12 protein-coding genes are annotated in these 12,889 nt (G+C 66.0%); 9 read left to right on the top strand and 3 right to left on the bottom strand.

Going from position 1 to position 12,889, the window contains the following annotated elements; genetic code table 11:
* Window positions 1-852: 852 nt before the first annotated feature.
* Both XcodCFBP4690_RS18535 and XcodCFBP4690_RS18530 read right to left on the bottom strand, forming a co-directional pair.
* On the bottom strand, window positions 853-1,992 hold the full coding sequence (locus XcodCFBP4690_RS18535) for an MFS transporter (RefSeq protein ID WP_104543273.1): 1,140 nt from the start codon (window positions 1,990-1,992) through the stop codon (window positions 853-855).
* 51 nt (window positions 1,993-2,043) lie between these two features.
* Window positions 2,044-2,727, bottom strand: coding sequence for a DUF1349 domain-containing protein (locus tag XcodCFBP4690_RS18530; RefSeq protein WP_104543271.1), 684 nt, complete (start codon window positions 2,725-2,727; stop codon window positions 2,044-2,046).
* 141 nt (window positions 2,728-2,868) lie between these two features.
* Here XcodCFBP4690_RS18530 and XcodCFBP4690_RS18525 point away from each other — a divergent pair, with 141 nt between their 5' ends.
* From XcodCFBP4690_RS18525 to XcodCFBP4690_RS18515, 3 genes are all read left to right on the top strand, one after another.
* Window positions 2,869-3,411, top strand: a complete 543-nt coding sequence (locus XcodCFBP4690_RS18525) for a TetR/AcrR family transcriptional regulator (protein WP_104543315.1) — start codon at window positions 2,869-2,871, stop codon at window positions 3,409-3,411.
* Between the two features lie 185 nt (window positions 3,412-3,596).
* Complete coding sequence (locus XcodCFBP4690_RS18520) at window positions 3,597-4,022, top strand: YqaA family protein (RefSeq protein ID WP_104543269.1); 426 nt, start codon at window positions 3,597-3,599, stop codon at window positions 4,020-4,022.
* A 151-nt stretch (window positions 4,023-4,173) separates the two neighbouring features.
* Window positions 4,174-4,449 carry a hypothetical protein gene (locus XcodCFBP4690_RS18515; RefSeq protein ID WP_104543267.1) on the top strand — a complete coding sequence of 92 codons (276 nt, stop codon included), beginning with the start codon at window positions 4,174-4,176 and terminating at the stop codon, window positions 4,447-4,449.
* 326 nt (window positions 4,450-4,775) lie between these two features.
* Here XcodCFBP4690_RS18515 and feaR read toward each other — a convergent pair whose 3' ends face one another.
* The gene (feaR, locus tag XcodCFBP4690_RS18510) at window positions 4,776-5,741 is read right to left on the bottom strand and encodes a transcriptional regulator FeaR (protein WP_167394699.1); all 966 of its coding nucleotides are present in this window, start codon (window positions 5,739-5,741) and stop codon (window positions 4,776-4,778) included.
* Window positions 5,742-6,090: 349 nt separating this feature from the next.
* Here feaR and XcodCFBP4690_RS18505 point away from each other — a divergent pair, with 349 nt between their 5' ends.
* The 6 genes from XcodCFBP4690_RS18505 to XcodCFBP4690_RS18480 all read left to right on the top strand — a co-directional run bounded on the left by XcodCFBP4690_RS18505 (window position 6,091) and on the right by XcodCFBP4690_RS18480 (window position 12,831).
* Window positions 6,091-7,392 carry an NAD(P)/FAD-dependent oxidoreductase gene (locus XcodCFBP4690_RS18505; RefSeq protein WP_104543263.1) on the top strand — a complete coding sequence of 434 codons (1,302 nt, stop codon included), beginning with the start codon at window positions 6,091-6,093 and terminating at the stop codon, window positions 7,390-7,392.
* Window positions 7,393-7,456: 64 nt separating this feature from the next.
* Window positions 7,457-7,825 carry a cupin domain-containing protein gene (locus XcodCFBP4690_RS18500; protein ID WP_104543261.1) on the top strand — a complete coding sequence of 123 codons (369 nt, stop codon included), beginning with the start codon at window positions 7,457-7,459 and terminating at the stop codon, window positions 7,823-7,825.
* A 276-nt stretch (window positions 7,826-8,101) separates the two neighbouring features.
* Window positions 8,102-9,070 carry a helix-turn-helix domain-containing protein gene (locus XcodCFBP4690_RS18495; RefSeq protein WP_104543259.1) on the top strand — a complete coding sequence of 323 codons (969 nt, stop codon included), beginning with the start codon at window positions 8,102-8,104 and terminating at the stop codon, window positions 9,068-9,070.
* A 117-nt stretch (window positions 9,071-9,187) separates the two neighbouring features.
* A complete protein-coding gene (locus tag XcodCFBP4690_RS18490) occupies window positions 9,188-10,117 on the top strand; it encodes a SphA family protein (protein WP_104543257.1) in 930 nt (309 codons plus the stop codon).
* 34 nt (window positions 10,118-10,151) lie between these two features.
* Window positions 10,152-11,369, top strand: coding sequence for an MFS transporter (locus XcodCFBP4690_RS18485; protein ID WP_208622767.1), 1,218 nt, complete (start codon window positions 10,152-10,154; stop codon window positions 11,367-11,369).
* Between the two features lie 7 nt (window positions 11,370-11,376).
* On the top strand, window positions 11,377-12,831 hold the full coding sequence (locus tag XcodCFBP4690_RS18480; RefSeq protein ID WP_104543253.1) for an amidase: 1,455 nt from the start codon (window positions 11,377-11,379) through the stop codon (window positions 12,829-12,831).
* The last annotated feature ends 58 nt before the right edge of the window (window positions 12,832-12,889 follow it).

The following is a 12,889-nucleotide window of genomic DNA, read 5'->3' as shown; positions in this document are numbered from 1 at the left end:
CACTGTCACCAATGCATGCGTCACCACACCCAGCTCCGCACTGCACCAGGGTTTAACACCAGACACAGTGCACGAGCCCGTTTCATATGTGGCGGTGTCGTGCGGCCCACCGGCGGCCCATACGGCCCAGATTTCCCCGGTTGGCGGTGCAGGCTGCCCGGCTTCGGAAAAGATCGACAAGGCGTCGTAATGGGCCTCCAGCACCTTGGCGAGCGGCAGGCTTTCGGCACCCAGCGTGCTCAGCGCCTGCCAACGCAGGCGCGTCTGTCCCGCTCCAGGACGCGGAAGCTGCGGCGTCGCATGCACATATGCACGCACACGCCGCGCGAGTGCTGGATTTGCCGGTGTTGAAGGCATGCCCGGTAGATGCTCACGGGCGTAGGCTGTTTGAGACATGCGCCAATCTAGGCGCGGCTTCGTCAATCCGAAGTGAGCCCGATGCGCATGCTCATAACAAAATGATCATGTTGACCTGCAGCATGGCCATAGTCGGACAACTCACAAGGAGACACATCTATCCACGTGCTGAAGAGTTCAGGCGATTACAACGAGCGCTACCTGCGATCAAGCAAGATCCCTTACGAAATTCCGCGCCTCGCCTATCAGACGGCGGCCGCAACAAGCTTTGCTCTTTGACGAATCGATGATCGCGATACCTACCAGCTGCCCGCAGTTCCTAAGCAGAGTACTGGGGGTGCGCTTATGGCACGAAAAATTCTGCAGCAATGCCCGCCGTTTCGTTACAGGCGCTGGCCGGCCAGGCCCGTTGCAAACGGCAGACCTGCGTCAGCGGAGAAGCGGCGCTCCGGCATCCAGGCGATCCAGCCTGGCCGCGCCCGGTACGCCGTGTGATCAGCCGATGTCCTGTTTGAGCCAGGTCGTGGACGCTGCGACAGCCAGCATTGCCGCGGCCACCACCATCAACGCGGCCGTCAGCCCCCAGCCGTGTGCGGCCAAGCCCACCAGCGCAGGGCCGGCCAGCACGCCGGCATAGCCCAGCGTGGTCATTGCGGTGATCGCCATGCCCTCCGGCATGGCGCGCTGTTGTCCTGCCATCGAGAACAGCGCAGGCGCGATATTGGCGCACCCCAGGCCGAGCAACGCATAGCCGAGCAGCGAAAGCTCCCACCACGGCGTGAGCACCGCCACCGAGAAACCCACGCAGGCGCACACACCGCCCAGCGCGATCGCGCGCGTGCGTCCCAGGCGCCGCACCAGCGCATCGCCACACAGCCGCATCGCGGTCATGGTCAGGGCGAAGATCACATAGCCCGCGCCGGCCTTGCTGGCGTCGACATTGCGAACCTGGGTCAGGAACACCGCGCTCCAGTCCAGGATCGTGCCTTCGGCAAGAAACACGACAAACGCCAGCAGGCCGATGAACAGCACGCTGCCGCGTGGCCATGCCAGCAATGGTCCTTCGTGCGCGGCTCGCTCGGTTCTCCAGTGCGGGGCCGCAATGGCAGTCATCGACACGATGGCGAGCACGCCGCTCATCGAGGCCAGCGCCGGCGTCATGCCGCTGCTGAGCAGCACCGTCATCAGCAACGCGCCGGCAAACCCGCCGATGCTGTAGAACGCGTGGAAACCGGACATCATCACCGTGCCGCTATCGCGTTCGACCGCCACTGCCTGCATGTTCATCGTGCAGTCCATCGCGCCGACGCCGGCGCCGAACACGAACAACAGCGCTCCCAATGCCACTGCAGACTGCATTGCGCTTAAAAATGGCAGTGCCGCGCACATCGTCGCCACGGTGACCAGCATCACGCGCCTGCAGCCCATGCGCGATGCCCATAGGCCGGCAAGCGGCATCGCCAGCAGCGATCCCGCGCCCAGGCAGAGCAGCACCAGACCCAGGCTGGCCTCGTCCAGCGCCGACTGCTGTTTGGCGAAGGGAACCAACGGTGCCCAGATCGATACCGCGAATCCGGGAATGAAAAAAGCCGCGCGTGTCGCGAGCTGCTGCGCGCGTGGCGAGGATGACTGCATCCCTGCCATCAACGCAGGCACCGCGAGCGAGGTGAGACCAGCACCACAACGTCAGGACAGATCATGCAGATCCTTGCCCAGCACCGGGCCGAGTTTCCAGTCGGAGAACTGCACCTGCAATCCTTCGCGCTCGGGCGTACACGTCATCGGCCCCACCAGATACTGCGCGGCCACCGGGAACGGGCATAGCCTGAGCAACGGCCAATAGCTGCCGTCCCGGGATGCCTGCAGCCGCAGCACACCCTTTTCCACCGTGGCCCGCATCCAGACATCGGAAGCATCGCCTTCATACGGCCCGGTGGCCCAATCCGAGATCCCATTGGTGAGCACACTGCTGAGCATGGCGCGCCCATCGCTGAGCTCGATGCCGGCCTTGACCCAGTGCCGCTCGTCGACACGGATCATGATGCCGGCCTGATCGTAGAGCTGCTCGAACCGGGCGCGCACGCGTACCTGGCAGGTGAAGGCCGCAGGGGCCGCAATGCCGAGGAAATGCCCGCTATCGCGGGTGAAACCGTAATGTGTCTCGCGCCAGAAGTCGGTTCCCTTGTCGGTCACGACCTCGAGCACATCGCCCTGCAGTACCCGGTGCACCTTCGGTGCGTTGAGCCAGGTGCCTTGCTGCCAGGAGCTGGTAGCCGCCGCGCCTGCACCGGTGGTCATGACCACGCCGCCGGCGGCCAGGCCACCCAGGGTCAGCCTGCGCCCGACATCGACCTGCTTGGACTCATTCATGCATCGCCTCTTCGCGTTCGCCACGCCGCAATCGTCTCCAGGCGCCTGGAAGACAGCAGCCAGGGTGAATTTGTACATCCGTACCAATTGGCGCGTCAACTCTGGATTACCATCGCAGGACCGAAACAGGCGTGGATGCAGATGAGCGGCAGGACGTGGCGCCAGGATCCCCATCGCAAGGAGCACATCGAACTGGCCACGCTGCAGGTGGTGGTGGACCATGGCGTGGCCGGCACGACCTTCCGCAAGGTTGCCGAGCAGGCCGGCGTGCCATTGAGCGCGACCACCTATTACTTCGGCTCCATGCACGAGTTGCTGATCGCCGCGTTCACCCGCTTCTCGCAGGAGGTCTCGCGCAACTTCGCTGCCGAGATCCGCGCAGCCAGGAACCGCGACCAGGCCTGCGACGCGGTGGTCAACATCATTTTTGCCGATGCCACCGCATCGCCACGGATTCTGCTGCTGAGCTACGAGCTGTACGCTTTCGCCCGCCGCCATTCGGAGATGACGGCCATCATGGAGCAATGGATGGCGCGCAGCAGGGCTGCGCTGGAGCTGCATTTCTCCAAGCCCGCGGCCAGCGCGATCGACGCGTTGATCGAAGGCATGACCATCCATCGCTCGGTGGTGCGCATGACCAAGAAGAGCGTGCGCAAGGCCGTGGGGCAGCTGGCGTTGTTGTGACGGCCGGTGGCAGCGCATTCTTGCCAGAGCTGGCACTGTCGCGCCTGACTCCAATCGCCTCAGACCACCGGCAGATGCATTGCAGTGCGATTGTTTCCGTCACGCGATGCTCGGCTGACGCGCCCTGCCCTCGCTCGCGGCAAGCCGGCAACGGCCTGACCCGCTCCACTCCGCCCAAGGCCGTCGTGACCTATCTTTCGCTGTTCGCACTGTCGTTGATCGCTGCCACCTTGCTGCCCGCACAGTCGGAAGCGGCATTGGCGGCGCTGTTGCTGGACGGCGGCTCGGTCGCCAGGCTCGTGGTCGTTGCCAGCCTGGGGAATGTGCTGGGCTCGCTGATCAACTGGTGGATCGGGCGCGAGGCGCTGCGTTTCCAGGAGCGGCGCTGGTTTCCGGTCACGCCACGCGCCCTGCAGCGGGCCCAGCGCTGGTACGCGCAGTACGGCCGATGGTCGCTGCTATTGAGCTGGATGCCGATCATCGGCGACCCGCTCACCTTGGCCGCCGGTGTGATGCGCGAGCCGCTGCGCGTCTTTCTGCCGCTGGTGGCGATCGCCAAGACCGCGCGTTACCTCGTGGTCGCGGCGGCGACGCTGGCACTCATTCCCTGAGCCTGGAAACAGCGTGCAGGACGTGCGGCGCGAGCCCGCCGTGCCCCCCATGCGCACGGCCGCTTAACGCGGCGCGCCTATGCTGTGGGCGCGCCGCAGGCCTCTAGCGGTGCACAGGACGCTGCACATTGGACATCGCAAAGGAGATCGTATGAAGAAGCTGCACAGCATGGTGCTCGCTGGATGCCTGCTCGGCCTCAGCCCGCTGGCCTCTGCCGAGGTTGCCAACCTGACCAATAGCGCCGATGGCGCCAACCGCGAGGCCGGTATCGCCGCGGTCAAGAAGAAGCTGCAGGAAGCCTGCGAGTCGCGCAAGGGCAAGGTGGACATGGCCTCGTTCGAGGTGGTGTTCGAAAAGACCAGCACCAATCCGGATGTGCCCAAACCCTATTACGTGGATGGCAAGATCAAGTGCGATCTGCCCTGAGTCCCTGATAGCAATAGTGCTGCCATCTCAGTGGTTAAGGGCAGCCAAGAGAATTGCTGCACCGCCAGCGGGATGCGGTCGGTACTGGACATCGGCGTGGTCGGTTCGTTTACTCCGGTCCCGAGCGTGCCTTCAGCACCTGTCTGACGTCTGCTCGCTACGTGCCGTTCGCTGCTCTTGAATCGGTAGCAACAAGCCCCGCGTTGCGGGGCTTGTTGTTACTGCCTGCGGTGTGTTCTTCATCGCAAGATAGCGGTCCCTGGCATGCGGCTCAATCGCCGACTGCCGCGCGGCCGGCTCAGCGCCCATGCTCACCCATCCTGTCGTCACGCATCGTGGGCAAACGCGGTGCACCGCACATCGGCGCGATAGTCGCGTGGCGTGCAGGCGAACCGCTTCTTGAATGCACGGCTGAAATGCGCCGAATCGGCAAAGCCCCACTTGCCAGCGATCTGGGTGATCGATTCGCGCTGCCGTTGCGGGTGGCGCAGGTCCTCGGCACTGCGCAGCAGCCGCCGACGCAGGATGTAGCGGCACACGGTGTCGCCATCGTCGAACAGGCGATACAACTGACGCAGCGATACCCCGAGCTGGCGTGCCAGCGCAGCCGGGGTGAGCAAGGCGTCGTCGAGCTGATGTTCGATCAACTGCTCGGCGTAGCGACGTAGCTGACTCGACGCGGCATCCAGCAGGCACTGCCTGTCCGCGCTCCGGGGATCGCCGCTCAGGGCCGACGGCAGCAGGGCCAGGATGGCTTCGCGCAGGGCACGGCGATCGTCCCGGCTCGCCGACTCGCCCGCCTGCCAGAGCTGCTCGATCATCACACGCAGCACCTGGCCACTGACTCCGAGCGGGCAAATCCTGCCGAACAGGGCACGCCCCTCGGGCAACCGCCGCTGCAGCTCGGAGCGATCCAGGTGGATGGAGACGTGGTCGATCAACCCGCAGCCGACGATATCGTAGGGCGTGGCCGAATCCATCAGCATCAGTTCGCCGGCATGCAACTGCAAGGCATGCTCGCCTTGGTACAGCATGCGGCTGCTCCCGCTGCGCTGCATGACCAGGAAGCAGTAGCGGTCGTCGAGGCGGTCTCCCTTGGTGCGTTGGTGCACGATTTGCGCCACATTGGTGCGAATCAGCGATGTCTTCAGGTCACCGTCGTCGTCATGGGCCAGCTCGCCCACGAAGCGTGGACCTTGCGGGTCCACGCTTGCACGAAAGCCGCCACAAGCGGAATCCAGTGCGTGATTCCACGCTTCGACATCGTGACAGACCCGGACAGGAGTGCGCATTGGGGGACCGAAATGTGATGACCTCCCCATTGCGGCACGCAAGCTCCGTGCCAGGTCTAGGCGCTGTGCTAGCTCCTGGCACGGTGCGGGTTCCCCACCCCGCGCTGCCTGCCAACGCGCATCGCCAACGCCACGGGTCTGGGGGGACGCCTGGCGCGCCGCCGCGGACGCGCAGCGCAGGCATCGCGCATTGAAGGACACCGCAGGGCGCGCAGGCGCGTATCCGGCCTGCCCGCTTGCCGGCAGCGCTGGCACAGACAGTCAAGTGCGCTGGCAGGCAACGACAAGCGTTGCGGTCACATGCCTGTCTACAGTGTCTGCGACCGCCGCGCAGGATGCTTGCTGCCCCATGATCAATACCGAAACCCCGACGTACTACACCGCTACCCGCAAATACGCGTTGAGCTTTCCTTCGCTGGAAAACGAGATCGATGCGGAGGTTGTCATCGTCGGTGGAGGCTTTTCGGGGATCAACACCGCGCTGGAACTGGCCGAGCACGGGGTCACCGATACCGTGGTGCTGGAGGGACGTCATCTGGGCTACGGCGGGACCGGGCGCAACGGCGGCCAGGTGATGGCCGGCATCGGCCACGATCTGGATGCGCTCGCCCGCGACGTCGGCAAGGAGGGCGTGCAGGCCTTGTTCGCACTGAGCGACCTGGGGCCGCAGATCATGCGCGAGCGCATCGCGCGCTACGGCATCGATGCCGACTTTCGCAGCGGCTACGGCTACATGGCCTTCAATGCCCGCCAGGCCCGCACGCTGCGCGCCTGGGAAACGGAATTCAAGTCGCTGGGATCGCCGCACGAGATCCGCTACCTGCCACGTTCGGAGGTCCAGCAAATCGTTGGCAGCGATGCCTACCATGCTGGCCTGCTGCATATGGGCGGGGGCCATGTGCATTCGCTCAACCTGCTGCTGGGCGAAGCCAAGGCGCTGAGCGAGACATACGGGGCGCGCATCTTCGAGCACAGCCCGGCGCTGGAGGTGAGCTACGGCAACCGGATCACGGTACGCACGGCCAACGGTCGCGTACGCGCGCGCAAACTGGTGTGGGCGATCGACGGCTTCAACAACCGCATGATGCCGGAACTGCATGCCCGCACCCTGAACGTGTACGCCTACAACTCGGTGACCGAGCCGCTGAGCCGCGACCTGATCGAGCGGATCAGCCCCATCCGCGGTGCCTTCAGCGATATCCGCCCGGTGATCGATTACTACCGCGTCACCAACGACAACCGGCTGATGTTCGGTTCGTCCACGCCGCTGCTCGAATACATCCCCGGCGATCTCAAACAGTGGAATCGCCGCCTGATGCTGAAGATCTTTCCCTACCTCAAGGATGTCGCCATCGACCTGGCATGGGGCGGGCCGCTGGCCTGTTCCAAGAACCTGTTTCCGCAGATCGGCACGTTGTCCGATCGCCCGAATGCCTTCTACGTCCAGGGCTATTCCGGATTCGGCGTCACGCCCAGCCAGATCATCTGCAAGGTGCTGGCCGAGGGCATCCTGGGTGGATCGCAGCGCTACCGCCTGATCAGTTCGATCAACCACGCCGCCATTGCCGGCAAGGATCGATTCCGCGAACTGCTGGTGAGCCTGGGCAAGCTGATGCACCAAGGCTCGGGCTATCGGCACGGGCGGCGTTGAGCCCTGCCCTGCGTTCGCCTCGTACCGCCGTTCCACCTGAGCACACCCAAAGGAGCCACCCCGCATGACCTTTACTCCGATCAAGCACGCACTGAGCCTGGACGAACTGGACGACTGGGGCAAGGTGACCTACCTTGGCACGCAGATGCTAGGCGACGAGCTCAAGGCCTACGGCCGCATGACCCATGGCGCGCCGACCGACCCGGTCGGTGCCGCCTATTTCGGCACCACCAAGGGCAGGTTTCGCATGACCTATCCCTTCAGCGAGCAGGCTACCGTGGTCCTGGGCGAAGTGCTGATGACAGACGAATCCACCGGCATCACGCATCACCTGAAGAGCGGCGACAGCTGGTTCGTCGAAAAAGGCACGCCGATGCTGTGGGACATCGTCAGCGATGCGGGCTTCATCAAGCACTACTTCGCTGTGGTCTGAGCATACCCGCCAGCCTACTGCGTCGAGTACTGCGCGGATCCGGCCGATGAATCGCAGGATCCGCGACACCGCACGATAACCGCGCTGCACTGCAGCGTCGCTGCGCACAACCAGCGTGTCGCAGCATGCACGGGATGACGCTGTCGCAGACTGCCCCGGGGCCGGGATGCACGCCATCCCGGATTCGTGCAACAGTGCGCCTGCCGAAGGCGGCGCATCGCGCCCCGCGTCGCATTGCTGTCGCCTTCGCACTTCCTTCCAGCTTCGGGACCTGCCATGTCAGCCAGTTCCGTTCCCGCATTCGTGGTCCGGCACTGCAGCACCGCTGCGGTGGAGGCGCACGCTCTTGCCCTGCCGCGTTGGCAGGTCCGCTACGACCAAACCAGTGGCGGGCACTTCACCGGCCAGCTGGACGAGTTGCAGCTGGACGGCATCCAGGTGGTGCGCGACCGTGCCAACCAGGCCATGCTCAAATGCGGCGAGGCCTGGCCAGGCGCGCTGGTGTTCAGCCTGCCGCTGGGCGGGATCGACCTGGAGATGTATTGCGAGGGCCATCGCCATCAGGAGCCCTGCCTGCTGGTGACGCCTGGCCATCGCCTGCCCGAGCTGCACACTCCTGCGCAGGTGGAATTGCTGTCGTTCGCGGTCGACCAGCGCCTGGTGGACTGGCTGCTGGAGCGTCAGCGCTGCGACCAGCCCTCGCGTACCCGCACGCTGTACCGCATGCCCCCGCGAAGCCTGCATGAGGTGCAATGCGTCAGCCAGGACCTGTTCGATTCGCACACGCTGACCAGCGCGATGCGCACGCATGCCGTGGTGCGTCGCGGCACCCGTGACGGGCTGCTGCAACTGCTGCTGGACATGCTCGACACCACCGAGGCCGCACCGCTGCGCCCCAGCGCGAGAAAGCGCCTGGTCGATCGCGCGCGCGATTACGCGCTGGCACACGCCGAACGCGCGCCCACGGTGCTGGAGTTGTGCGGGCATGTCGGTGCCAGCCGGCGCAAGCTGCAGTACTGTTTTCAGGAAAGCCTGGGCACCAATCCGGTGGCCTATCTGCGCACCCTGCGCTTGAACCAGGTACGGCGTTCGCTGACCAGCGAGGGCCCGGGCCGCTCGGTGCAGGACATCGCTGCCGCCTGGGGATTCTGGCATTCAAGCCGATTCGCCGGCGAATACCGCCAGTTGTTCGGGCAGAGTCCGTCGGAGACCCGCCGTCAGGCGCTGGGCGCCTTGGCGGGATAGGACGAAGGCCGGCACGCGGCCGCAACAACACAGCACGACATTGCCGATTCTGGATAACGGGCAGGCGAGCGTTCCGCTTAGGTTGGAGTTGTAACTCCGACAGGCGAGGAACCACCGATGTCCCAGCAACGCTGTCGTCCCATCCGTTCGCTGTCTGCAAGTCTGCTCCTCTGTAGCGTATTCTCCGCCCAGGCCACCGAGAACGGCGCGCCGTCCACCCCGATGGGGCTCTACGATTTCGGCGGCGGTTTCATGCCGCCCAGTACACCTGTCGGCACCTTCGGCGCTCGCGCCGCGTATTACTCGACCGATCGCCTGAACGACGGCGCGGGCCGTCGCAGCCCCAACGATTTTTCGCTGGATGTGCTGTCGCTGGGGCTGGCCTATCTCCGCATGACCGACGCGCAGTTCCTCGGCGCACGCTACGGCTTCAGCACGGTGGTGCCGTTCTTCCGCATGGATGCGTCGCTGGCGGTCAATGTCAACGGCGTGACCGTGTTCCGCGATCAGGCCAAGGTATTCCGGCTGGCCGATGTGCAGGTGACGCCGGTGATCCTGCAGTGGACGCCCTCGCCCAACCTGGGCATCAACTTCCAGTTCCAGATCCAGGCTCCGACCGGCGACTACGATGCCAGCCGGCTGATCTCTCCGGGCCTGAATCGCTGGACGTACTCGCCGCTGGTCAATGTCAGCTGGATCAGCCAGAGCGGCGTGGAGCTGTCGTCCTCGTTCCAGTTCGATATCAATGCGCGCAATCCCGACGCCGACTACCGCAGCGGCGTGGAATACCGCCACGAATTCGCCGTCGGAAAGCAGGTGGGCGCATGGACAGCAGGCCTGGGCGGTTACTACTACCGGCAGATCACCGATGACCAGCGCAATGGCCAGGACATCGGCAATCGCGCGCGCGTGGTCGCGCTGGGTCCGGCGGTGAGCTTCTTCGAGCCGGGCAAGATGCCGCTCTGGCTGCATGTCTACAGGGAGTTCGGCGCGCGCAATCGTGCCGAGGGCTACAACGTGGCGTTGCGCTTTGCGCGCACCTTCTGAGCGAGCGCCGATGAACACATCCAAGGGGGATGCCATGAACCAAGCCAGCGACTCGACCCGTCAGGCAGGGCGCGCGCAGGGCGCGGTGCTGCTGCTCGGCAGCAGCCTGACCATCATGGGCGCGGTGATGATCGCGCCCGTGCTACCCAAACTCGGCGCCCAGTTCGGGCCCATCGATCCTCAGGCCGGGCTGCTGGTGCCGCTGGTGGTCACCGGGCCGGCACTGGCCATCGCGCTGTTCGCACCGGCCGCCGGTGGGCTGGCCGACCTGTTCGGTCGCAAGGGCCTGCTGGTGCTGGCCACGCTCGCCTACGCCGTGCTCGGCGTCCTGCCGGCATTTCTGCAGGACCTGACCAGCATCGTGGGTGCACGCCTGCTGTTCGGGTGTGCCGAAGCGGCGGTGATGACGTGCTGCACCACGCTGATTGCCGACTACTGGCAGGGCGAACGCCGCCTGCGCTACGTCAATCTGCAGGTGGTGTGCATTGCGCTGATCGGCTCGCTGTTCTTCGTGGTCGGCGGTGCGCTGGGCGAGCATTCCTGGCGCACGCCGTTCTATCTTTACCTGCTGCCCTTGCTGCTGGTGCCGGCAATGCTGAAGGTGCTGTGGGAACCGGCCGCGACGCAGGCGACGCCGCATGCGGCGGCATCGGAAGGCAAGGTCGGCGGCTCCGCACTGGCGGTGGGCTATCTGCTGGTGTTCTTCGGCATGGCGCTCAGTTTCGTCGTGCCGGTACAGACGCCGGTGCTGCTGGTCGGGCTGGGGATCACCTCGAGCACCATGATCGGCATGTCTGCCGGCCTTGGACTGCTGGCGACGCTGGGGGGCTCGCTGGCCTGGCCGCTGCTGCGTCGCTGGATCGGCATGCCTGCCACCAACGCGCTGCTGCTGGCCTTGCTGGCGCTGGGCCTGTGGCTGCTGGTCGGCGCGCAGACCTACCCACAGGTGTTGCTGGCGGTGAGCGTGCACGGATTCGGTGCCGGGCTGCTGGTGCCCAATGCGATGACCCCGGTGATGAACGCGCTGCCGTTGCGCGTGCGCGGCCGCGGCATGGGCGGCTTTACCTCCAGCCTGTACCTGGGCCAGTTCGCCAGCCCGTTGCTGATCACCGCCTTGCTGCCGGCAGGTGGCGATCTGCATGGCGCAATCCGGATCGCCGCCGGCGCCGCGTTGGCGGTCGCCATGCTGTGGGCGGCGCGGGCGTTGCTGCGCCGGGCGCCTGCTCTTTCCACCGATTCGCAAGCGAGGTAATGGCGTGATGCAGGATATCGATGCGTTGTTGGACAGCCACGATGGAGTCGGCCTGGCCGCCCTGGTGAGGAACCGCGAGATCCAGCCGCTGGAGCTGGCCGAGGCCACGATCGTGCGGCTGCAACGGGTGGCATCGCTGAACGCCGTGGCCGAGACGCTCTATGACCAAGCGCGTGCCACCGCGTGCCTGCCCGCCACCCGGCAGGGGGCGCTGGCCGGCGTGCCTACGCTGATCAAGGACCTGTTCTCGCCCCTGCGTGGGGCGCGCATGGGCAATGGCTCGCTGGCGCAGGGCGATGCGCGCGCCGATCTGGACTGCGCGGTGGTGGAGCGGCTGCGGGCGGCCGGCTGCGTGTTCCTGGGCACCAGCACCTCGCCGGAGTTCGGTACGTCCTACACCACCGAATCCACCCGCTTCGGTGCCACCGCCAATCCATGGGACATCGCCCGCAGTGCCGGCGGCTCCAGCGGCGGCGCGGCCGCGCTGGTGGCCGCGCGTGCGGTGCCGTTTGCGCATGGCAACGACGGTGGCGGATCGCTGCGGGTGCCTGCCTCGTGTTGCGGCGTCTTCGGGCTCAAGCCCAGCCGCGGCCGCATGCCCTCCGGGCCATTGATCGGCGAAGGCTGGGCCGGCATGGGCATCGCACACGCCATCACCCGTTCGGTCCGCGACAGCGCGGCGCTGCTGGACGCCACCGCCGGTGCCGACCTGGGGGCGCCCTACGCCGCACCAGCCCAGGCATCCCCGTTCATGGCCGCGATCGAACGCGACCCCGCTCCATTGCGCATCGCGCTGGTGGAACACCTGGCGCCCTGGCCCAGCGGCGCAGACGCGCTGGCCGCGGTCCGTCATTCGGCCGGGCTGTGTAGCCGCCTTGGCCATCAAGTCGAAGCGGCGCGCCTGCCGGTGGACCTGCCGGTGCTGCTGGACCAGCTGTTCGACATCATCGGCCCCAGCACGCGCTGCTATCTGGACATGCTGGGCCATCTGCGTGGCGCGCCGGTGAACGACGCCGAGCTGGAGCCACGCACCCGGGTGATCCTGCGCGAAAAAGGCCAGGTCAGCGGTGCGCGCTATGCCGCCGCGGTGGCCGCGATCCACGCCCTCGGGCGGCGATTGGCGACCTTGCTGCAGGACTACGACCTGATCCTGACCCCGACCCTCACCCGCGTACCGCCGCTGCTGGGAACGCTGGACGCGTTCGACGACACCCTCCCGCTGCCGCGACTGATCGAGGACTTCCACAGCTATTCGCCATTCACCGCGTTATTCAACGCAAGCGGTCAGCCGGCGATGTCGGTGCCGTTGTACTGGAGCCCGGCCGGGTTGCCGATCGGTGCGCACTTTGCCGCGCGTTTCGGCGAGGAAAGCACATTGCTGGCGCTGGCCGCGCAACTGGAACGCGCGCAACCGTGGGCCGGACGCATTCCTCCGCTCAATGCCGGCGCTGTGAGCCGGTAAGACGCTGGTGCTGCGCTTGGCCGGCGCAGCGCATGCCACGCCGGTGCATCTGCATGGA

This window comes from Xanthomonas codiaei (genome assembly GCF_002939785.1).
In the GTDB taxonomy this organism is placed as follows: Bacteria; Pseudomonadota; Gammaproteobacteria; order Xanthomonadales; family Xanthomonadaceae; genus Xanthomonas; species Xanthomonas codiaei.
The sequence above is the reverse complement of the archived record's forward strand: the minus strand, read 5'-3'. Positions and strand labels throughout refer to the sequence as shown.